The sequence below is a fragment of the Terriglobia bacterium genome, from assembly GCA_032252755.1.
In the GTDB taxonomy this organism is placed as follows: Bacteria; Acidobacteriota; Terriglobia; order Terriglobales; family Acidobacteriaceae; genus JAVUPY01.
This window is the reverse complement of the sequence record JAVUPY010000024.1, coordinates 56071-77962: the sequence shown is the minus strand read 5'-3', so window position 1 is coordinate 77962 and position 21892 is coordinate 56071. Positions and strand designations below refer to the sequence as shown.

Below are 21892 nucleotides of genomic sequence, written 5' to 3'. Positions count from 1 at the left end.
CGTTTGCCCGCGTTTACACAATAATTCAAGCAGTTGACCTCGAAGCTTCACAGATGAGTTCGCGAAGTTTACGAACTGCATTTGGAATTTCGCGGGTTGGGGTGCTTCCAAATCCGAGGATTACGCCTTGGGCCGGCGGTCCGATGTAGGTGCAGGAAAGAGGCCAGAGCCAGAGCTTTTGCTGGACGGCTCGGGCGGACAGTTGGACATCATTGACTCCGTGCGGCAACTTGATGACGACGTGAAGACCGGCTTCGGCGCCGAGAATCTCGAGGGAAGGGCCGAATTCCTGGCGGAGTGCGTCCACGAGGGCGCTGCGGCGTTCGCGATAAAGCTGGCGGGTGCGGCGGATGTGGCGAGCGAAGTGTCCCTGGGCCATGAAATCGGCCAGCGCGGCCTGGTAGAGATGCGGCGGGTAGAGGTCACTCGCGACGCGAACAGCGATGAACCGTGAGACGAGATCGCGAGGGACCACGAGGTAGCCGACGCGCAGCGATGGGAACAGGGTCTTGCTAAAGGTCCCGATGTAGATGACACGGGAATTGCGATCGAGACCTTGCAGCGATGCGATTGGCATGGCTTCGTACCGATACTCGCTGTCGTAATCATCTTCGACGATCCAGGCGCCGGTTTCTTCGGCCCATTCCAGGAGTTGAATGCGGCGAGCGGCGCTCATGGTTGCGCCAAGCGGGAACTGGTGTGAGGGCGTGACAAATGCGGCGCGAGCTTTGCGGCAGGCGCGGATTCCTGCGGCAACATTGATGCCTTCATCGTCGACGGGGACTGGAACGAGGCAACAGCCATTCATCGACAGAACCCGCCGGATGGACCAGTACCCTGGTTCCTCCATCCAGACGTGGTCGCCCGGGTCGGCAAGGACACGAGCGGTTATTTCGAGCGCCTGCTGGGTGCCGCTAACAATCACGACCTGCTCGGCATCACAATTGAGGGCACGAGCAGTCCGCAGATAGGTGGCGATTTCGTTTCGGAATTCCGGCGATCCCTTGGGATCGCTGTAGTGAAGAGCGCGAGCGTGGACTCGCTGTGAGTGGCGGGCGAGGAGGCGCGACCAGGTCGCGAAAGGGAAGTGATCAAGCGCAACCTGTCCGACGCCAAAGGCTCCCCACCCGAAGGGCCAGGGACCGGCATAGAGTTGCTGTGCGGCGAGTGCCTGGCGAGATACGGAACGCGTTTCGGGATGGTGACCGTTGCCGTTGGCAGGCTGGACTGTTGCAATGCTGCGGTGTGCCAGAGACGCGGATACAAAAGTGCCCGACCCGGTGCGGGTTTCGAAATAATCTTCGGCGAGGAGTTGGGAATAGGCAGTGAGGACGGGGATGCGGGAGATGCCAAGCTCTGACGCAAGCTGCCGACTCGAGGGGACCTGCTGGCCGGCGCTCAGATTACTGCGCAAGATGGCGACGCGAAAGCCATCGTAAATCTGCCGGTGCAAGGGGCGTGCGTCCGCGTGATCGATCGCAACAACGGGACAGAGGCTCTTGGCAACTTTCTTCATAGCCGAAACCCAAACATCAGATGTGCACCTCGCCGGAGCATGGAGTAAAAGCCACAATGTCAGGCCGCAATTGTAGTCGCGCGCTCGCCGGTTCGTGATTGCCTGTGCTGTTCTTTCGGCAAAGCACCGGCCAGAAGTAATGCGACACCGCTGTACACGAGCGTATCGGCGACATAGTTGAGGGCGTCATTGCTGGATGGCTGGGCGACGAGAATCGGGACGTAGACCAACAGCACGACGCCGAAGACGAAAATCCCCAGCCAAGTTGCCACCCGACGGGCCTTGCGATTCATGATGAGGGCGCAACCGGCGAGGATAAGAATTGCTCCTGTGGTGAAAGACAACGCGGCATGAGCCGGCATCCACGGGGGTAACTGGCGCCTGAGCGGAATGATGGGAACGAAGTCCGGATGAAAGAAATGCTCGATCCCGAAGATGATGGCGGCTGCGGCGATCGTGCATCGCAAGACGGAGAGCGTGATACGCATTCGCGCGGGGGCCGGCCGCGATTGTTCAAGAGCAAAAGCCAGTGCTCCGCAACTGAAGGACAAATCCCTCAACAAAATGGCCAGGGCAAACCTGTCACCAGGATTCTCGATGAGGTTGGGGATGTGCATCACCAGGACGAAGCAGAACAGCATGGTTCCCAACAGGAGGGCTGCCAGTTTGGAATATCGCCCGAGCGCGAGGCTGAGGCCGGCGGCAAGTAGAGCAGTACCCACGAAATAAACCCACAACAGGTGCCACGGCATCCAGGCGGGAACGATGTTGGCAATTTGGGCGGGGAATACGAAATGGTCACCCGCGAAGACGGCCATGGGAGCAGCGAAAAATAAGGGGCCAAATACGAGAGCTTTCTCTACGCCGGGAGCATGCCAGCGCCGGTTACGCAGAATGGCGGCGAGACCGATGACGAGGATTACAGTGCCCATGAAATATGGCCAGAAAATGGTGGGCTTGACCACAAAAACGGCTGCTCCGGCAATAGTGGGGAGGCTCGGATAGCACATATCGCAATGCGGTGGAATGGGGAGGGCGGCAGGTCGTGGTAGGCCACATAACTGGACCAAAGCAGCTTGAACTGCCGCCCGAAATCACCTGCGAGAGTATTCCCGTCAGAAGTGGAAACCGCAATAGCCACTTAGGGCGGTTTTGGCATGACCACTTCGCGCGGAAATGTTACTGCTGGAACGCCTTCGAGACCGCCTGTTGACGAGCCGTTTCAGAGCACTTCCACCGAGTTTGCCTCATAGGTGCCAGGCCCGCTACAATAAGCGACAGAACCGAATTTCGAGCGTGCTAAGGATTCTCGCCCGCTCCGATCTGCCGGTTCCCAGTAGGCCCGTAGCTCAGTCTGGTTAGAGCGCTTCCTTGACACGGAAGAGGTCGATGGTTCGAGTCCATTCGGGCCTACCATGTTGTTTTCGTTCGTTTTTTGGGGTAGTTCCTCATTGATCTTGGTGCGCAAGCGCCTTCCGCTCCAAATACTTTGGTAAACGTACAGATGTGACCCAAGCCACAACGCGATGTGATTGTGAGCCTTGGATATTTGGGTTTCCATCCCGGAAGATGTAGAGTAGTCTGCTCAAGATCCCGATTTCCAGCAACCAGAGGATATCCGTTTGAAGTCGGCCGGACACAAACTGCGTCACCTCCGAGAGCAATTGGGCTTCAACATGCGTGATGTTGAAGCTGCAGGGGCGAAAATTGCGGCTCGACACGGAATTGACGATTTTGGGATTCCTCTCAGCCGGTTGTCGGATATCGAGACGAAGGGAGTTTTACCGAGCATCTACCGGTTGTATACGCTTAGCGTGGTTTATCGCCGCGATTTTCGAGAACTGCTCTCGTGGTATGGGATCGATGTGAATATCACGGCCACGGATCTTCACCTTTCTGAGCCGCCGCGTTCCCACCTTGCGAATGCGCTAGAGAGTGCGACTCTTCTCAAGGTACCGCTTGCACTGGATCCCGGATTTGATCCCTGTTGCACCACGAATTTCAGCCGCATGATTGAGCAGTGGGGGTTGGTCCCTGTAGCTTACCTTGCCGAATGTCTTCCGGAAAATTACACGTACGGCTACATCGGAACAGAAGACTTCACGATGTATCCGCTAGTGATGCCCGGATCGTTCGTCCAGATTGACGAGGCCAAGGCGACGTTACAGGAGGGCACGGTGTGGCGGTCGGAATACGAGCGCCCGATCTATTTCGTGGAGACGCGCGATGGTTTCGTGTGCAGTTGGTGCAGTCGTGTGGACGAGATGCTGATTCTGCAGCCGCACCCACTGTCGCCGGTTCCGCCGCGATCGGTTCGTCACGGGCAGGATGCAGAGATTCTCGGTCAAGTGGTTGGGGTCGCTATGCGACTGGGTGCGTGGACTCCCGTGCCTGGGAGCTCTCCAACTCGACCAAAGCCCGCAGCACTGAATTAAAGTGGCATTCCGATCTTCGCGAACAACCATCGGGAAGCAACCTGGATTCTTCCGCTAAAACTCGGTGCAACTGGGCATGCGTGGCTTGCCGATTTGCCCGCGCACTTGCGGGCGACATCTCAACGGCTTCCTTCCATAATTCCCCGATAGGTTTTCGCAGGACTTCCTTAAGGACCGATTTGTGCGCGTTCCGGAACGCCGTCTGCGATTCCGCTTCCCCGTGGACTTGCGACAGTCCCCAATGACGGTAGCTCCCGGTTGAATCTCGTAAGTGCCCGAGATAGAGCAGTTTACGGAGCGTTCCCTTCATATTTTCAAGGGTTCGGATGGTGAGGTCTTCCGATGCTGACAGTAGCTTCATATCGAGATTTACGAATTCGGAACAAAAAGTATTTATTTTGTCCCTCTCAATTCTCGCAGAGTACCATTTCTTCAGGAGGCGTAACAGGGCCTCCTGGATGAATTCTTGCGCTCACTGCGGGCGCGGGGCGTCGGTCTTTTCGCGGAAGCGCGGTTTGGGAACGGGGCTACTCGATGCTGCTGATCATAATCCTGGTAGCGGTTGCATTAGGGGCCATTGCGCTTGCCCTGTGGGCCTTCCGTGGTACTTCCCTTCAAAACGGCAGTGTCGGCGAGTTGGAATCGCGCCTTCACGAGGTGGACCTTCCGGCGTTCCTGAACCTGACCGATCCGGAAGAAGCCAGATTCCTGGCGCGGTCGCTTACGCCGAAGGCTTTTCGGCGTGTGCAACGGCGGCGAATCTCAGCCACCCTGTCTTACCTGAATGCGCTGGCGGCCAATGCTGCGCTGCTGATCGCAATGGGTGAACTGGCGGGCCACAGCGACGATCCGGAGGTTGCAGAATCGGGCCGCAGGCTTGCGAATACAGCCATGCGAACGCGGCTGCTTGTAATTCGATCTTACTTCTATTTTGTGCCGCAGTGGTTCTTCCCGACAGCGAAGCAGGAGTGGAATGGGGCGGTGGTGACGCACTATGGTGAATTGAAGCGGTGCCTGGTCCACCTGGTCAGCGTGCAGAATCCTTCGATGACGAGCCGAACGGTCAGCCTGATGTAGTCCCTTCCCGCACCCGACACCGCGCTGCAAGGTATTGCTTAAATCTGAGGTTTTCTTGACAATGCAAGGTTCAACCGCGCGCGCAAATCGCCTATGCTTCCCTTCAAACTGGTCTACGGCCAGAAGTACGACCTCCCAATAGGCGCACACATTTTCCCATCGGCCAAGTACAAGCTGATCTGCCGGTATCTTCTCGAACAGAACTTAATCTCGGAAGACGATATAGTTGCGCCGAACGCGGCGAGCGACGAAGACGTTCTGCTGGTGCATACGCCAATGTATGTGCACAAGTTGAAGACCGGGACGCTGTCGGCGCGCGAAGAACTGGAACTGGAAGTTCCATACAGCAAGGAACTGGTAGACGCGTTCTGGACGCACGCCGGGGGATCTGTTCTCGCCGCGGAACTGGCACTGCGAGATGGCGTGTGCGTGAACGTGGGCGGCGGGTTTCACCACGCGTTTCCGGACCACGGCGAGGGCTTCTGCGTACTGAACGATGTGGCGATTGTGATTCGCAAGATGCAGAAGGAGGGCCGGATCACTCGCGCGATGACGGTGGACTGCGATGTTCACCAGGGCAACGGCACAGCGGCCATTTTTGGGGGGGCACAGGAGCCATTCCCGCCGCCACCAGCGTGGTCGGCCGGGCTGACGATGCCACGAAGACCTGCGCACATGGAACAGGCTCACACGGGTGACGTTTTCACGATCTCGCTCCACCAGGAGAACAACTACCCTGTGTGGAAGCCACCGTCGTCGATCGATGTGAATCTGCCGGATGGAACGGATGACGACGAGTACCTGGAATGGCTGGATAAAGCGCTGGGTTCGGCACTCGACCAGCACGAACCGGAACTGCTGGTGTACGTTGCCGGAGCCGACCCTTACAGGGAAGATCAGCTGGGCGGGCTGGGGCTTACGATTGATGGGTTACGGCGACGAGATGAAACTGTCTTCCGCTTCGCCCGTAAAAACAGCATCCCAGTAATGGCGACTTTGGCCGGCGGCTACGCGCGACAACTGCTGGATACGGTTCGGATTCACGCCAATACAATAGTCGCGGCGAAGCAGGTTTTCACATAAGCTCAAGCAAGGATTTTAGAATCCATGATGCAGGTTCAGTTGATTCGTCATGCGACTCTTCGCGTTTCGATCGGTGGCCATACTTTTCTTATCGATCCCATGTTCAGCGCGAAGGAGGCGATGGAGCCGATTCAGAATGCGAGCAATACGCTCCGCATTCCCATGGTGCCGCTGCCGTTTTCGGCGAACGAGATATTGAAGGACGTGGAAGCCGTGCTGGTGACCCACACGCATCGCGATCACTGGGACGATGCCGCGACCGAGGCGATCCCCAAAGCAATGCCAATCATCTGCCAGCCCGAGGATGCGGCGAAGTTCGGGGTATGGGGTTACACGGATGTGCGCCCTTGCTCGACCGAGTTGCAGTTTGACGGAGTCACAGTTGCCCGGACCGCGGGGCAGCACGGCACAGGAGAGATCGGCCGAAAGATGGCCCCGGTATCGGGGTTCGTTCTGCGCACGATCGGTTCGCCATCCATCTATATTGCCGGCGACACGATCTACTGCCCCGAGGTGGAATCGGCGCTGCAAAAACATCGGCCGGACATAACGGTAGTCAATGCGGGGGCGGCGCAATTCACTTCCGGGGGGCCGATTACCATGAATGCGCTCGATGTGGCCAAGGTTTGCGGGTACGCGACTGAGACAAGTGTGATCGCCGTCCATATGGAGGCGATTAATCATTGCTTTCTGAGGCGGGATGACCTGGATCGCGAACTGAAGAATTACCGGTTGCGCGAACGAGTCGCAATTCCTTGCGATGGAGAAATGGTCGAGTTCGAAGAGCGGCAAGAATCGATCGCCTGAAGAACGGAAGTTATCAGAAAAGTGGGGAATCAGAATACCTTCGCCTAGCTCCCGGACTGCACGTGAGGTTGCTGGTAAAATGTAGTCAGGACCGCATTTTCCCCATGTTTGAGAATCTTTCCGAAAAACTCCAACGCGCATTCAAGAACCTCCGTGGTCAGGGCACACTGACCGAGGAGAACATGAACGAGGCCCTGCGGGAGATCCGCATGGCGCTGCTCGAAGCCGACGTCAATTTCAAGGTGGTCAAGGAACTGATCGACCATATTCGCGAAAAGGCGCTCGGGCAGGAGGTCATGACCTCACTCAGTCCGGCTGAGCAGGTGGTGAAGATCGTACGCGACGAACTCATCGCCATTCTCGGCACCGATACGGCGAAGGTGAAATTCGCCTCGCAGCCGCCGTCGGTCATACTCATGGCGGGCCTGCAGGGTTCGGGCAAAACGACGACCTCGGGCAAGATTGCGCACTGGCTGAAAAAGGGCGGGCATCGCCCGATGCTGGTTTCGGTCGACGTATATCGCCCGGCGGCCCGGGAGCAGTTGAAGATCGTGGCACAGGCTGTGGGCGCGCATCTGTATGAAGGGCAGGTCGAAGAGGCGAACACCGCGACCGTTGAGCGCCTGGTTAAGGAAGCCCGCAAGGAAGCGGTGAACAACGGCTGTGACGTGCTGGTGGTCGATACCGCCGGGCGTCTCCACATCGATGAGCAGTTGATGGAGGAGATGCAGTCGCTTAAGAAAATCCTCGCCCCACAGGAAATCCTGTTCGTGGCCGATGCGATGACCGGCCAGGACGCTGTGAAATCAGCAGACGAGTTCCACAAAAAGCTCACGCTGACGGGTGTCGTGCTGACCAAGATGGATGGTGACGCGCGCGGTGGCGCGGCCCTGTCGATTCGCAATGTGACGGGGCAGCCAATCAAGTTCATCGGTGTCGGCGAAAAGTACGATGCGCTCGAACCTTTCCATCCGGACCGCATCGTCGGACGCATTCTTGGGATGGGCGATATCCTGTCGCTGATCGAAAAAGCGGAAGAAAAACTCGACAAGAAAAAGTCGGAAGAGTTCGCGAAGAAAGCACTGTCCGGCGACGGCTTCTCGCTTGAGGATTTTCGCGATCAACTTCGGCAGGTGAAGAAGCTCGGGTCACTCTCGAGCATCATGGGGATGATGCCGCGGATCGGGCCCTTCGCGAACATGCAGCAGGTAGCGGACAAAGTTGACGAGAAGCAGATCGTGCGCGTGGAAGCGATCATCAACTCGATGACAGCGTGGGAACGCGAGCATCACGAAGGCATCAATGGATCGAGGCGCAAACGTATTGCGCGCGGCTCCGGAACAACGATCCAGGAAGTGAACAACCTGCTACGACAGTATGCGCAGATGCGCAAGATGTTCAAGAGCATGTCGAAGCCGAGCTTCGCGAAACGCCTCGCGGGAATGAAGATGCCGGGGATGTAAACAAATCTATGTAAATAGATGTGTCGCATGGCACCAAGGCCGCCTTCGGGCGGCCTTTTCGTGTTAACAACGAATTCCTAAGCCGGGTGTTAGAAGAGTTAAGGTTGGCGTTGATGGTGCAGCCAAACAAAACTCGAGTTGCGGTAGCGCTCCTGGCGGTGCTGTTAATTTCCGGAGTTGTCGCAGGCCGCGGGAGGCATCTCGAGGGACGTCCATGTGTGCATCGTTCACGCGCCATGACCGCGGACGTTGTCTCCTTGCGAGGAGTCTTCTCCCCATTCGCACTCGCAAGCGTTGTCCTTCCCGCCTTGCCGGGCCTCGGCTTCTTCCACTCGGCAAGCGCGGGCCGCGGTCGTTATCTTTACGCGCCACTTTCCGCTCCCATAACGCGCCCGCCGCCACGCCTTTTGTAGCCGAATTATTCAGTTAATCAGCAAAAGCAGTCCCACTGAAACATTTGATGGGCGCAGCACAGGTGCGCGCCAGAGGAGAAATATCCATGAAGCGTTTTTCTGTTTTTTTCGTGTTGGTGCTGTTCGCAATAACTCTTTTCGCTGCTCTGCCCGTGTTAGCTCAGCAGGAGACCGTGATGGACGTGCATGTTGATAAGACGGTAGCTATTCCCGGGCACATTCTGCGGCCAGGAAATTACGTATTCCGTCTCGTGGACACATCAACATATCCCCCATATGTGCAAATCACCCGTTCCAAAGGTCAGGACCTCGGGTTCCTCCCGGTGTACCCAGCATGGCGTCCCCAAGCCGACGGCACGGAACTAGCGGTTTCGAAACCCGATCAGGCGGGGTTGGAGCACGTGAAGGCGTGGTACTTCCCGGGAGAGAAGTATGGGTACGAGTTCCTGTATTCGAAACGCGATGTGCGCAATGCTGACCTGCTCGCAGAGAGCATGCACAAGAAATCGACTGCCGGAATGTAATTGCCGCGTAACTCCCCCGCGCGGTCGCCCACCCCAGTGGTGTTGGGGTGGGCTTATTTCTTAGAATACGTACCAATGCGTACGCTTCGTGTACTTCTTTTCGTTGTCGCTGCGGCCAGCGTTCTGCTGGCTCAGGGCAGACCAGGCAAGCCAGCCAGAATGCAACCCACGGTCGCTGAGCAAACCGGCAAGGTTGAGTTCCATAATTCCGAGGTAACCGTCCGCGAACTCGACATCCCCGCCGGGGGATCCGAGGCGGTCAGTGCGGACACACACGATTACCTGCTTGTTTCTCTCGGCAACAACTCCCTTCGTGTCACCGGCTACCAAACCGATTTTGAGCTCAAGTTCGGCGATGGGGACATCCAGGTCGTGCAGGGCGGATGGCCGCACAAACTGGAGAATGAATCGAGCCATGCTGCGCAACTAGTGATGGTGGAGGTAGCGCGCAGCCTGTTCCCAAGATCTGCTCGATGTGGGCTTGGTTCCAAGGATTGTGCCGAGACCCGGTATGGGCAATCAGGGGCGGGCGAATATCGGCAGAGAACACTCTTTGAGACGGACACGGCTAATCTCTACCGGGTGAGCATGGGAGCGGGGGTGAACATGCATCAGCACGACGATGTCCGCCCGCATTTGCTCATTGCGCTTACGTCGTTTCAGGGCCACGCGGATAACAAAACGTTTTCGCTGCAGCCTCGGCAGGCCTTCTGGCACGACGGGAGTATTCACGAAGTGGGCAATGACGGGTCGGCCGAAGCCCGATTCTTGATCCTGGAACTAAAGAAAAAGTACTAAGGCCCGTAGCCATTCAGGCGATCCACTTAGGGGTGTAAATCGGTCATTCACCTGAGAAAAGAATCCGGGTAGCTGCTGCTTCAGCAGCACGTCTCTTTAGTGCCGCTGCTGAAATAGCACGACTTAGCGGAGTACCTGCTTGGGAACGATTCGTGCATTAGAAGAGGCGTGGTTAACCCCCAGGGAGGTTTAGTAAATGAAGAAGCTAGCACTCGCCACAGCGTTCCTGTTTGCGAGCAGTATGTTCGTTATGGCCCAGTCCACAACAAGTCCGTCCTCGACGGATCAGCAGCAGCCCAGCGCAACCAGCCCCAGCACTCAGTCTGCGCCTACCTCGACGATGCCGTCCGACCAGTCTGCGCAGCCATCCGATCAGTCTGCGCAGAGTAGCATGGGAAGTTCCTCGAGCAGTGAGCAGACGATCCAAGGTTGTTTGAGCCAGGGTGCCAACGGCTTCACGTTAGCCGATGCTTCCGGCACCACCTACAACCTGACAGGCGATACCTCGAAACTGTCGTCGCATGTTGGCGAACAGGTCGCTGTAAAGGGCACCCCGAGCTCGTCCGCAGCGTCCACCAGCGGTGCGGCAGGTAGCGAAGCGAGCAGCGCGTCTCCCAGCAGCGCTTCCGGCCAGAACTTCGACGTGAAGTCGGTGAAGCGCATCTCGAAGTCCTGCAGCACCAGCGGGAGCCCGTCCAGCAAGTAACGGAACCTAAATGCAGTGGGAACCGGGACCGCCAGGTGGCGGTCCTTTCTTTTGCTCGATACGGTGTCCGACTCCCGATCTCATGGCTTTTTGCTCCCGTCTTGCCAATTCCCGCAACTTCCCGGATAATAATGGTTTGCCACCAGTGTCAGCCGGACGTCTGTCCGGACCAGCCTGTGGTACTCCCGTGAATTCTGGGAAGCAGATCAGCGGGCGGACGTGCGCTCGTGATCCGTTAGGCTCTGAGAGCCCCCGAAATACGAAAGGAATTGTTCCTGTGCTGATGATTCGTTTGTCGCGCCGAGGCGCGCCCAAGAAGCCTGTTTACCGCGTGGTGGTGATCGAGAAGGACCGCGCCACCGATGGCCGCTCCGTCGAGGTGGTGGGCTTGTATAACCCACGCACGAGCCCGGCTACTATCGACCTGAAGCGGGACCGGATCGACTACTGGGTCTCGAAGGGCGCCAAGATGTCCGACACTGTAAACCGGCTCTATTCGAAGGTGCCGGCCGCACCTGCGTCGGTCGCATAGTCTAAAGTTGTAGAAGAGACCGACATCTGCTAACTGCGGCAGATGTGGGGCGCGGAACGGCACCATTGGGAGGTCGATTCCGTTGAGAGGTCCATATGCCCGGTGACGTTCGCATGCTGGTGGAGCACTTGGCCAAGAACCTGGTCGAAGCGCCCGATGCTGTTTTCGTGGACGTATACGAAGAAGATGGTGGCGTCGAGATTGAACTCGAGGTCGCTGAAGAGGACATGGGCCGCGTGATCGGCCGATCGGGACGAACGGCGCGTTGCTTACGGACCATCATCAACGCCGCCGGGCAGCGTGCCGACAAGCGCTACTCGCTGGATATTCTCGACTAGCGTGGCGGAAGAGTTCATCACCGTGGCGCGGGTTGCGAAGACCCAGGGACGCCGCGGCGAAGTGGCCGCCGACCTGTTTACGGATTTTCCCGAACGCTTCGAAGAGCGCCGCCACCTGTGGGCTTTGCTCAGCGACGGCAAGCGGCGCGAGTTGGACCTGGAAGAGTTCTGGCCTCATAAGGGCCGCATGGTTTTCAAGTTCGCCGGAATCGATTCGATCGAAGACGCAGAAACGCTGATCGGATCCGAAATTCAGATTCCGGCGGCGCAACGGGCCGAGTTGGAAGAAGGCTCCGTGTACATCAGCGACCTGAAAGGGTGCGTCGTAACGGCGCGCAGTGGCAACGAGCCGCCCCGGTCACTGGGCAAGATCGATGACGTGATCTTCAGCGCGGGCGAGGCCCCGCTGCTCGAGATTCGCGAGGGGAAGAAGGAATACCTGATACCCTTCGTCGAGGGCTTCATCGAGAAGATGGATTTGAAAGGGCGTGAAATCACGCTGGTCGTCCCCGAGGGAATGCTGGAGTTGGACGCTCCGCTGAGCAGGGAAGAGAAGGAGCGGGCCCGCCGGGGACAGCAGGAAGACTGAGGCACACGGAAATGCGGTTCGACATCGTAACCATTTTTCCGGATTTCTTTCGTGGGCCTCTGGATTACGGCATCGTGCGCAGGGCGCGCGAAGCCGGGCTCATTGAAATCACGATCCACGACCTCCGGTCGTTCACACATGACCGTCACAGAACGGTTGACGATCGCCCGTTTGGCGGCGGCGAAGGCATGGTGCTTAAGCCGGAACCGATCTTCGAATGCGCGGAAGTGCTGAAGTTGCGTCCGCGCGACGATCGCGTTGCCGGAACAGCGAACGAGACGATGATCTCGCTCTCGGCACAGGGCAGGATGTTCGGCCAGCCGATGGCGCAGGAATTGGCGAAGTTGCAGCGCGTCGTTCTTCTGTGCGGACGTTACGAGGGAGTGGATGAGCGGGTAAGCGACCACCTCGCGGATCGCGAAGTCTCTGTCGGAGACTTCGTGCTGAGCGGCGGCGAACTCGGCGCGGCGATCATCATTGATGCGGTGACGAGGCTCCTGCCGGGAGCACTCGGAAACGCGGCCTCTGCATGGACGGAGTCGTTCAGCACCGCGGAGGCTGAACCGGTTTTCGAGCCGGACGGGAAGCCGGCACCGGATTCGACGATCGCTTCCGGCGGCTTACTGGATTACCCGCATTACACGCGTCCCGCGGATTTTCGCGGAATGCCGGTTCCCGAAGTTCTGCTGAATGGGAACCACGACGAAATTCGGCGATGGCGGCGTCGCCGCGCGCTGGAGAAGACATTGAGGAATCGTCCGGACCTGCTGGAAAAGGTTCGGTTGAGTGAAGAAGATCAGGAACTGCTGGCAGAGTTGAATGCCGGGCGTTCCAATTGACTTTGAATTGCGGCGCCTTGCGCCAAGAAGAGGAAAAGAAAATGGCTACATCACCGATCATTACGAAGTTGCTGGCCAAGGCACAGCGTACCGACCTTCCTGAATTTCGCCCGGGCGACACCGTCCGCGTGCAGGTGAAGATCAAGGAAGGCGACAAGGAGCGGCTGCAGGCCTTCGAAGGCACCGTTATCAAGCGCGCTAACGGCGCGCAGCCTAGCTTTACCGTCCGTAAGATCAGCTTCGGACAGGGGGTCGAGCGTATTTTCCCGCTGCAGTCGCGGGTTATCGACAAGATTGAAGTCGTGCGCTCCGCGAAGGTTCGTCGCGCGAAGCTTTACTACCTGCGCGCCCTGCGCGGCAAGGCCGCCCGTCTGCGAGAAGTAGAATAAAGAAGACTGACGATGGACGAATGTCGGATTGACGATTGATCTCGTCGGTCCGGCATTTTTGTCATGCTGAGCAACCGCGAAGCATCCCTTCCGTTCGACAACCCCGGTTCGCGCTAAACTATCGTCATCGTGCGTCGTCGTAAGCTCCTCACCGTGGATCCCAAGACCGGCAAAGTCCTTTCGCCTGCAGCCGCCAAGTTGCGGCTGCTGAAGCGACTTAAGTGCACTCTTAAATTCGAGAAGATCGCTTGGGCTTCGGGAGCGAAGCTGGTTGCGGGAGTGGACGAAGTTGGGCGCGGATCTCTATTCGGACCCGTGGTTGCCGGGGCGTGCATTCTCGATCGAAGCTATCGGATTCGTGGGCTGCGTGATTCCAAACTGCTGCCTGAACCCGAACGCAACGCGCTTTACGAGAGGATTCGCGAGCATTCTATTGCGTATGCCGTGGCAGCGGTTGACGTCGCGCGGATCGACCAGATCAATATCTATCATGCGTCCCTGCTGGCCATGAAGCTGGCGGTTGCGCAACTCTCGCCGCAGCCTGATCACCTGCTACTCGATGCCGTCAGGATCGACTACGAGTGTCCACAGACGAAGATTATTCATGGCGATGCTCTCTCAGCTTCTATCGCTGCGGCGTCCATCGTGGCCAAAGTCGAACGCGACGCGATGATCCGAGCCTGGGACCCGATTTATCCTGAGTATGGTTTGGCGAGCAACAAAGGCTATAGTGCACCGAAGCACCTGAAGGCTCTGCGCGAGATTGGGCCGTCTCCACTGCATAGGCAGTCGTTTGCGCCGGTGTGGACGAATTCACCCACGCAAGAACTGCTGGGATTCATGCAGGAAGAAGATGTTGCGACCGCCGACCTGGAGATCGTTGCCGAAGAGAGCGCCAATCCAGAAGTCGCGGACGAGGAGCTTATTCCAGTTCCAAATGGAAGCGAGTGAGCAGTTGACCCTTCGGCGAAAGCACTTCCATCACCAGCCGGGCATCGACCGGGAACTCGCCCGTGTCGAACGAAACGCGATAGACGCGCTCAGCGTAAGGAATATCCGCCGGCACACCGATCAGCTTTACGGAACTGGGCTGCAACTCGGTTATATGTAATCCGCGGAACGACTTCAGGCGGAAGCGCAATCCCAGTAGAAATGAATTTATGCCGCCGGATTCTTCGATGGTATAGCTGTCCACCGACAGCAGGGCGGGCTCAATCGCGCTCGCAGTAATGCGAAAAGTCACCTGTTTTGGATAGTTCTTCCAGACGTCACCGGCAGCATCGATTACGAAGGGCGATTTTTGCACTCGGGATATTTCGAGCCGGTTGAAGCTTTGATCCTCGATACAGCCTAGCAGAAGAAACTTCTTTCCCGAGGGTTTAAGGGTAATCTGTTCTGCTCCCAGAGGGAGGGGCGTTTTCATCCAGAAGACGCGGGCACGAGTGTCGCTGCTTGGAGCCTGGGCTAGTAGCGGCAGCGAAGATGCCAGTGAAAGCAGGATCATCGGCAAGCATCGAATTATGCGGGAGTATGACATCGAGCGCTCCCCGTGGTACACGAATAGAGATGCAGGAGGCACGCTCCGCGCGGGCCGGAAAGGGAAAGAAATGCTGCGGCTGCTCTGCGTTACTGCCCATCCCGATGATGAGGCTGGACTTTTCGGAGGTACGCTGCTGCTGTATCACGAGCGGGGAGTTAAAACGCATGTGATCTGCCTGACGGCGGGCCAGGCGGCAACGCATCGGGGCGGGCACGAGGGGCTGGATGAGCTGGCGGCAGTGCGCCGACAGGAGTTCGCCGCTTCGTGCGCGCATCTCCAAGTCGATAATTGCGAGGTTCTAAACTTCCGCGATGCGCACCTCGACCAGGAAAATCTGTACGAGGTCGTCGAGGAGCTCGTTCTTCGCTTTCGAAAGATTCGCCCACACGTGGTGTTGACTTTTGGTCCGGAGGGAGCAGTCACGGCGCATACGGATCATGGGATGGCAGGAGTGTTTGCGACGCTGGCATTTCAATGGGCTGGGCGGACGAACCGTTATCCCGAACAACTGAATGGAGCACTACAACCGTGGCGGGCTCAGAAACTGTATTACGGGACCTCCGAGTTTATTCTGCCGGAGCGGCAACCGGTCGCACTTCCGCCAGCATCCACATTTATCGATATAGGAGATGCGAACCTCAGCCGCAAAATTGAGGCTTTCAAGAAGCACACGACGCAGTCGCCGTTGTTCGAACTATTCGATACTCACACACGCAAGCGCGGACACCAGGAACGCTTTGCTCTTGCTGCCCGCGCGACCCCCAGCGAAATCAGGCGAGAGGCAGATCTGTTTGAAGGCGTTGCAGACGATTACGCCTGATCCGGATCGTTGAACGAGGATCTTAGCGCGGCGCGCAATGAGGAGCGCGGACCTCGGGACCCCCGATACACATCGGCGCAGTTGGCCACCGCCTGATTGAGTTCGCACGAGAATGCGAGGTCGGCGAAGCAGTTGGAGGGTTCTACAGCATGCATCCGCTGTAAGACTCTGCCGTTCACAAACAGGAACCTCGTCGACCATGTTTATTCGATCTATACTGCTCACGGATGCCCAGCCGACAGAACACTTATCTGTTCGCCACCGACTTGCACGGTCAGCGGAACCGATATGAGAGTCTGTCGGAAAAGATCAGCGCTGTTGAACCAGCAGCATTGTTTTTGGGCGGAGACCTGCTCCCACACCGACTGGAAGACACATTCATTGAGCAGGTCCTGATCCCGGGGTTCGCCGCTCTAAAAGCTCGAATGGCCGATCGATACCCACAGGTCTACCTCATCCTGGGCAATGATGACCCCCGAATATTCGAGTCAGCAATCCAAGAAACCGAGGAGATAGGTCTCTGGTCCTATGTGCACAACCGAAACGTCTCGATGGGGAAATACTCCCTTTATGGATATGCGTGTGTGCCGCCCACGCCATTCCTGCTGAAAGATTGGGAGCGATATGACGTGTCACGCTACTGCGACCCAGGCTGCGTTTCCCCGGAAGACGGCATTCGAACCGTGGCCGTCGACAACGATGAGATCAGGTGGGGGACTATCGAAAACGATCTGACTCGACTGACCGGGTTGGATGATATGCGCCGAGCTATCTTCCTCTTTCATTCACCACCGTACGACACGGCGCTGGATCGTGCCGCGCTGGATGGAAAGTTCGTGGATCATGCGCCGCTGGACGTTCACGTGGGCAGCATTGCCATTCGTCGATTCATTGAGCAAAAGCAACCACGTCTCACAATGCACGGCCATGTTCACGAGGCTGCTCGAATTACCGGCGAGTGGATGACGACAATTGGAAGAACTGTTTGTATCAGCGCTGCGCACGACGGCCCGGAGCTAGCGCTTGTCTCCCTTGATTTGGAAAATCCAGAAAACTCTACAAGGGAATTGATCTAGCCCTGGCCCATCGGGAGCTTCCTGGCAGGATCCGTGATGGCGTCGATCTTCACGGCAAAGCTGCTGCGCTCCTCGATGTCCTTATCCGTGATCAGGTGGACATCCAGCAACCCGTCAGTGCGATAACCGGTGCGCCAGAAATTGAGTTCACTAAGACAGGTGCTCCAGCCGGTGAGCCACATCAGGAGATCGTTCTCTTGCTGCTCCGTGCCGTCGAAGTGAAGCATGATATCGATATCGCTGCCGGGGCCTGCGCTCGCGTTCTTGGTACTACCGATGAGGTAAAAAGATTTGACTCCGAAGCGCGCTGGGTCAATTTGGGCTGCAATGCGCTGTGCCATGCGGAAACGCCATCTCCAGTGGTCTTCCGCGGGACGCTCTACCGTGATTTCGTCCGGCGCGGGTTGCTGCGATCCCTTGGTCGGGACCGCGAAGAAAGCTACAGCGTGTTCAAGGTCGGCATTCATCAACACGCGCAGAATGAGGCCGTTCATTACGCTCGGAACGTCGATCACGTGTAACGTTTCAGCAAGGTTTGCGAAATCCGGCAACAGTTCGGGAAGCAGATTGCGCGCCCGCTTCAGGAAGGATTCCTGGAAGACCGCCTGAGGGTCATCCGGGTAGAGGGGGAGATACCGGATGGATGCTTCCACCAGATCCTGGAAGAAGTGGGTACCGAAAGAAAGGTCCGGGATGTAATTCCCCCGTTGGCGGGCCACCTCGATCAGCATGCTGCTGTTATTGATATCGGAATATGTGACGGGAACGCCGAGTCGTATGTCGCCGCGACTGCCCCAGCGCCCCGGTCCGATCAGGATGAATTGCCGCTTGGGGAGAAGCTTGTTCAGTCTACTTACGGCCTCACCGACCTCACGCATCTGGGCGACTCCCAGGTTGGAATAGCCCTCCAGGTCTACGTAAACAATATGGGTCACGTCGGGAACACGCCCGTTGGAAATGAATCGATGCGCGGAAAACAGGATGCGGTCATCGGGAATATTCTGCGGGATCGGCGCTGGGAGAGAGTCGCCGCCGAAACTCTCAGGACGACACTGAACCAGATAAAAATCATTGCCGTCGAAAGCGAATTCCAGGTCTACCGGTGTTCGAAGCTTCGCCTGCAACAGGTTCAGGAGTTCACGCACCTGCACCACGAATTTGGTGTTCCTGATCAGGCCTTCGAATGTGAAGACCATGTCATCGTTTCGGAAGTCCAGCACGCCGATCGGTTGCTCGACCCGGTCATCTTTGACGATCGAAACGAGGTTCCTGATCTGCGGGTATAGCTCGCCGTACTCTCGCAGGAGGTCAACCGCGTTAATTGTCTCGAAGGTGTTCGCCTCCAGGTTAAGCACGTCTATATGCTTCGGCGAGTACTTCTGGATTTCGTCGACTGTGACATTGGCGCGCAGGTTCGGCTGACCCGGCGCAATCAGGACGGGATAATCGTCAGAAACGCGATCAACTGCCCGTGTGCCAAGGCCCGGAACCATCCGAATCAGGCCATCCCCTCTTTGAATACGCGGCGACCAACGAAATTCGTTATTGCTGAAAGCCACGCCTGAGCAAGCCGGGATGAAGTATCTGCCGACGCGCTGGCCGACGACCTCCTGGACCATGACCCCCATTTCCTCGTGCACATGCAACAACCCACGCTCGGTGCGGTACTCGGTGGGGTCGGGACCGAAAATAGATGCGTATACCTCCGCGATGGCGTCCATGAGGGCGGTCAACCGCTCCTCTTTGGTTCCCTGGTTTGCGAGAAACAAGCTCTTGTACTTCCCCGAAAATGCTGAGCCCGAGCGATCCTCCAGCAGGCTGGAACTGCGCACGATGATAGGACGATCCCCGAAGTCATCGAGCGCGACCGCGAGTCCCTTGATGAACTCAGTTGGGAATGAAGAATTTTTAAACAGCGCGACCAGGTGGGGGTACTCCTGGCGAATTCGATCGATATCGGAATACTTGCGGCTCAGAACTTCCTCGAGATCGTTGTGGTGAACGAAGTTGAGAATCCAGTCCGAGGTGATGTACCAGGTTTTCGGAACCTTGATAGCCCGGAGCAATTCGCCTGCCTCCGGAGACTTGTCAATGATTTTCCTGGCGAGAAACAGCCCGGCGCTCTTTCCACCCAGCTTTCCGTGGCACCGCGGTGGATAGATGATCCGGTCTAGAAGTTCATAGAGGTCCTTGATCTCGATGAACTGTTCCGCAACACTGATGAAGTCAATGCTCTCGGAAAAGAACCGCCGGATCAGCGAGACACGAAGGCTCTTCTGAGTTGCGGTGGAGAGTTCACTTTCATCGATTGCCGTATGTTCGTAGCGTTCCAGGGCCTCGATGATGTCGCCCAGCGGCGTGTCCTGGTTCTCCAGGGCATTGACCAGGAAACTCGACTTGTCTTCCTTGATCCATGTCGTAACCAAGTCGAGGATTTCCGATTCGTCGAGGTATTCGCCCGCGATCCGGAAGGCGTCCCGGGTGAGGTCGGGTGCGTTCCTGGGGCCCCTCTGCAGAGGTCTATTATCGTCGGCGGCGGATCCGTTTACGAGCAGGCTTCCGATTCCGTCTCGCTGCAACAGTTCGCGCGCCTCGTGAATACCCCGCCAACTCAAGTGATTGATGAGCTTGCGGGAGATCCTCTTCAGCAGCACCGGATCAGTTTCACGGAGGAACTCGAGGACTACGCGCCACTCGTGCCTTTCTTTGCCGATGGCGTCGGAAGTCTCGATCCAGTCGCGATGGGCCATACGCAACCTGCGCTGAATGATGGTACTGGCGATTCGTTCCGCGATGGTTTCGATGAGTTTCCGCTCTTCGTTTAAGAATGGGCCTTCGTCGGCATGTGGCATCTGCTTGCTATAGAAGACCTCGACCGTCCCGATGGCCTCACCTTCCACGACAATCTTCGCGGTTTGCACCCAGGGCGTACGACGGAAACCGACGGGCGCAATGGTCGTATCTTCGATGGTGATACACGCTGAACAGATATCGCAGTATTGCCAACCGTGCGGCACGATTTCGATAATCTGCCGCAGAACCTCGTCAAGCGGCCGCTCGCTACCGCTGTTGAGGAGGTCGTCAACCCGGTAAAGGCAGTTCAGTTCCTTAGCGCGCTCGCGTAGCGCCTGCATGATATGGATCAGTTGGGCTTCGTCATGTTTCATGCTTGAGGTGCCTCATTCGCAAGCGGCCGAATGATGCCGCGGCCGTGTCGTCCATCCACGCGTATGCTCAATGGCTCTGTCACCCGGACGTGACGCAAATGAGCTGTCTCCCGCCGGAGGGACTGTCCATTCAGCCACTCCCAGTTGACCTGGTACGGACCATCGTAGCGCAGCATGAAATACTTGGCCTCGAAACTGGAAAGATTGTGGAAGAAGTGCGAACCCTGGCTGAGTTCAACGTTCATGTTGGGAAGCGTGGACTCAACGATCGTCTTCGCGCCTGAGATCTGGCTCCAGTCGACGGGTATTCCGAGGGATGGGTGCGAACTGCCCCACCGGCCAAATCCGATCAGCAGATACGGCCGTCCTTCCTCGCGCAAGCTCTTGTTGATTTCGTCGATCTCCTGAGCGATCGCAGGGGTATCTTCGGGAGCGAAGGTGTCTGGACGAACGAAGACAATGTCGCGAATGTCGTCAACCACTCCGTTGCCGAGTGCCCGGTCAGAGGCGATGATCGCCGTCGGGTCATGCAGATCGTCATCGGTGATGCTGACGGTGGCTTGGGAGACTATGATCGGCCGGACCTGCAGAAATCCGAGGCGCAGTTTCCGCGCGCCACCTTGCAAGGTCTGCAGCGTCAGCGCGAACTCGATCTCCACTTTTTGATTCAGGGCATGTTCGGTAGCGTGCATCAGCGATGTGATGACGTAGTTGACCGGCAGTTGCTCATAGACCAACAGAGGGGCAAAATTCACAATGCGAGGGCCTTTGTCGTTCATTCCGGGGACCACGCGGTCGCGCTCGGGATCAAAGGTGGAGACAAGCGGCCAAAGGACCTCGTCGGTCTCCGCCGCGCCAAGATCGGGGTGCACCATGTATTCCGTCTCGCTGACGGGATCATAAGCGGGCGGCTTGCCCATGTTCACCGCCCAGAAGCGAGTCTGAGTTCCTTCCATCAGTTCATCCATCGAGCCAAATGGAGGAGAGACTTTCGGGAACTCGGGCGAATACGTCCATGTGCAGTCGCCGTCAACGATGGTCTTTCCCAACCCCACGGCGAGACTGACGACGCCATGCTCCGGCAGAGCCGGCGCCATCGGGTAGTAGTTGTAGGAACGGGCGACACCGGAAATATCCGGATAGAACCGGTCTCCGTGCCTTAGTCCAACAATCTCCTGGATGATGACGGCCATCTTTTCATCTTTGGCGGCGCGGCCCGTGGTCTGGATATACTCGCGTGCCTCCCTGAAGAATGTGGAAGCGTAGACGCACTTGATCGCCTCAACCAGTTTTCGGAAACGAGTGTCGGCATCCATCTGGTTGTTGGGGATCATTTTGGTGGCGTAAACGCCCGCAAACGGTCTTCCCAACCTATCTTCCAGCAGGCTTGAAGAACGAACTGCCAAGGGCGTCTTCACCTGCTCGCTGAGGGCGCGGAGGTCGCCGAGAAGTTCAACCGGTAACTGCGCATTCTGGAATGCATGCCCGATCCTGTCGTCGGACATGCTGTTGAACGCCAAGTCGAGCAATTTGTTCTGTTCGAGAAATTCGTCGAAGAAGCCCGTAGCGACGACGGCAAGCGTGGGGACCGTTATTTCGATTCCGGCGGGCAGGCCCAGTTCGGGCAACTGGGTAGCCAGCAAGTCTCTCATCAGGACAAGACCGCTGGCTTTTCCGCCAATGTCGCCTTTGCCAATTCGGGTAAAGCGGAAGGTGCCGTCCCAGAACTTCCGATCAAATGCCGGCAACTCTGCTGTGACCAGTTCCGGGCTTTTCATCG

At 57.5% G+C, this 21892-nt stretch carries 21 protein-coding genes and 1 tRNA gene; 17 read left to right on the top strand and 5 right to left on the bottom strand.

Annotated features, from left to right (window positions below; genetic code table 11):
• Nucleotides 1–25: 25 nt before the first annotated feature.
• Together ROO76_04625 and ROO76_04620 are read right to left on the bottom strand one after the other, a co-directional pair.
• Nucleotides 26–1516 carry a PLP-dependent aminotransferase family protein gene (locus ROO76_04625; protein ID MDT8067431.1) on the bottom strand — a complete coding sequence of 497 codons (1491 nt, stop codon included), beginning with the start codon at nucleotides 1514–1516 and terminating at the stop codon, nucleotides 26–28.
• 59 nt (nucleotides 1517–1575) lie between these two features.
• Nucleotides 1576–2526, bottom strand: a complete 951-nt coding sequence (locus ROO76_04620; protein MDT8067430.1) for a hypothetical protein — start codon at nucleotides 2524–2526, stop codon at nucleotides 1576–1578.
• Between the two features lie 328 nt (nucleotides 2527–2854).
• Between ROO76_04620 and ROO76_04615 the strand changes: the two genes are divergently transcribed.
• The 15 genes from ROO76_04615 to ROO76_04545 all read left to right on the top strand — a co-directional run bounded on the left by ROO76_04615 (nucleotide 2855) and on the right by ROO76_04545 (nucleotide 14460).
• A tRNA-Val gene (locus ROO76_04615) sits at nucleotides 2855–2932 on the top strand.
• A 206-nt stretch (nucleotides 2933–3138) separates the two neighbouring features.
• A complete protein-coding gene (locus ROO76_04610; GenBank protein MDT8067429.1) occupies nucleotides 3139–3951 on the top strand; it encodes a helix-turn-helix transcriptional regulator in 813 nt (270 codons plus the stop codon).
• Between the two features lie 534 nt (nucleotides 3952–4485).
• Nucleotides 4486–5028, top strand: coding sequence for a hypothetical protein (locus ROO76_04605; protein ID MDT8067428.1), 543 nt, complete (start codon nucleotides 4486–4488; stop codon nucleotides 5026–5028).
• A gap of 93 nt (nucleotides 5029–5121) precedes the next feature.
• Nucleotides 5122–6111 carry a histone deacetylase gene (locus tag ROO76_04600; GenBank protein MDT8067427.1) on the top strand — a complete coding sequence of 330 codons (990 nt, stop codon included), beginning with the start codon at nucleotides 5122–5124 and terminating at the stop codon, nucleotides 6109–6111.
• A gap of 24 nt (nucleotides 6112–6135) precedes the next feature.
• The gene (locus ROO76_04595) at nucleotides 6136–6918 is read left to right on the top strand and encodes an MBL fold metallo-hydrolase (GenBank protein MDT8067426.1); all 783 of its coding nucleotides are present in this window, start codon (nucleotides 6136–6138) and stop codon (nucleotides 6916–6918) included.
• A 104-nt stretch (nucleotides 6919–7022) separates the two neighbouring features.
• Complete coding sequence (gene ffh / locus ROO76_04590; protein MDT8067425.1) at nucleotides 7023–8381, top strand: signal recognition particle protein; 1359 nt, start codon at nucleotides 7023–7025, stop codon at nucleotides 8379–8381.
• Nucleotides 8382–8880: 499 nt separating this feature from the next.
• The gene (locus ROO76_04585) at nucleotides 8881–9318 is read left to right on the top strand and encodes a hypothetical protein (protein MDT8067424.1); all 438 of its coding nucleotides are present in this window, start codon (nucleotides 8881–8883) and stop codon (nucleotides 9316–9318) included.
• A 75-nt stretch (nucleotides 9319–9393) separates the two neighbouring features.
• Nucleotides 9394–10116, top strand: coding sequence for a hypothetical protein (locus ROO76_04580; protein ID MDT8067423.1), 723 nt, complete (start codon nucleotides 9394–9396; stop codon nucleotides 10114–10116).
• 196 nt (nucleotides 10117–10312) lie between these two features.
• Nucleotides 10313–10822: a DUF5818 domain-containing protein gene (locus tag ROO76_04575; protein MDT8067422.1), complete on the top strand. Its 510-nt coding sequence runs from the start codon at nucleotides 10313–10315 to the stop codon at nucleotides 10820–10822.
• Between the two features lie 283 nt (nucleotides 10823–11105).
• Complete coding sequence (gene rpsP, locus ROO76_04570; GenBank protein ID MDT8067421.1) at nucleotides 11106–11354, top strand: 30S ribosomal protein S16; 249 nt, start codon at nucleotides 11106–11108, stop codon at nucleotides 11352–11354.
• A gap of 95 nt (nucleotides 11355–11449) precedes the next feature.
• Entirely contained in the window at nucleotides 11450–11692 is a 243-nt protein-coding gene (locus tag ROO76_04565) for a KH domain-containing protein (protein ID MDT8067420.1), read from the top strand.
• Nucleotide 11693: 1 nt separating this feature from the next.
• Complete coding sequence (rimM, locus tag ROO76_04560; protein MDT8067419.1) at nucleotides 11694–12281, top strand: ribosome maturation factor RimM; 588 nt, start codon at nucleotides 11694–11696, stop codon at nucleotides 12279–12281.
• An 11-nt stretch (nucleotides 12282–12292) separates the two neighbouring features.
• Entirely contained in the window at nucleotides 12293–13120 is an 828-nt protein-coding gene (gene trmD, locus ROO76_04555; protein ID MDT8067418.1) for a tRNA (guanosine(37)-N1)-methyltransferase TrmD, read from the top strand.
• A 41-nt stretch (nucleotides 13121–13161) separates the two neighbouring features.
• Nucleotides 13162–13509, top strand: coding sequence for a 50S ribosomal protein L19 (rplS, locus tag ROO76_04550; protein ID MDT8067417.1), 348 nt, complete (start codon nucleotides 13162–13164; stop codon nucleotides 13507–13509).
• A 129-nt stretch (nucleotides 13510–13638) separates the two neighbouring features.
• Nucleotides 13639–14460 (top strand): ribonuclease HII, encoded by an 822-nt coding sequence (locus ROO76_04545; GenBank protein MDT8067416.1) that lies wholly within the window; start codon nucleotides 13639–13641, stop codon nucleotides 14458–14460.
• Here the strand turns inward: ROO76_04545 and ROO76_04540 are convergent.
• The gene (locus ROO76_04540; GenBank protein ID MDT8067415.1) at nucleotides 14432–14815 is read right to left on the bottom strand and encodes a hypothetical protein; all 384 of its coding nucleotides are present in this window, start codon (nucleotides 14813–14815) and stop codon (nucleotides 14432–14434) included. The two genes, ROO76_04545 and ROO76_04540, sit on opposite strands and share 29 nt — an antisense overlap.
• A 136-nt stretch (nucleotides 14816–14951) precedes the next feature.
• Here ROO76_04540 and ROO76_04535 point away from each other — a divergent pair, with 136 nt between their 5' ends.
• Both ROO76_04535 and ROO76_04530 read left to right on the top strand, forming a co-directional pair.
• Nucleotides 14952–15869, top strand: a complete 918-nt coding sequence (locus ROO76_04535; protein MDT8067414.1) for a PIG-L family deacetylase — start codon at nucleotides 14952–14954, stop codon at nucleotides 15867–15869.
• Between the two features lie 227 nt (nucleotides 15870–16096).
• Nucleotides 16097–16945, top strand: a complete 849-nt coding sequence (locus ROO76_04530) for a metallophosphoesterase (GenBank protein MDT8067413.1) — start codon at nucleotides 16097–16099, stop codon at nucleotides 16943–16945.
• Here ROO76_04530 and ROO76_04525 read toward each other — a convergent pair.
• The gene (locus ROO76_04525; GenBank protein MDT8067412.1) at nucleotides 16942–20112 is read right to left on the bottom strand and encodes a PEP/pyruvate-binding domain-containing protein; all 3171 of its coding nucleotides are present in this window, start codon (nucleotides 20110–20112) and stop codon (nucleotides 16942–16944) included. The two genes, ROO76_04530 and ROO76_04525, sit on opposite strands and share 4 nt — an antisense overlap.
• Nucleotides 20109–21890 (bottom strand): PEP/pyruvate-binding domain-containing protein, encoded by a 1782-nt coding sequence (locus ROO76_04520; GenBank protein MDT8067411.1) that lies wholly within the window; start codon nucleotides 21888–21890, stop codon nucleotides 20109–20111. The genes ROO76_04525 and ROO76_04520 overlap by 4 nt, the downstream gene beginning before the upstream one ends.
• Nucleotides 21891–21892 lie beyond the last annotated feature (2 nt).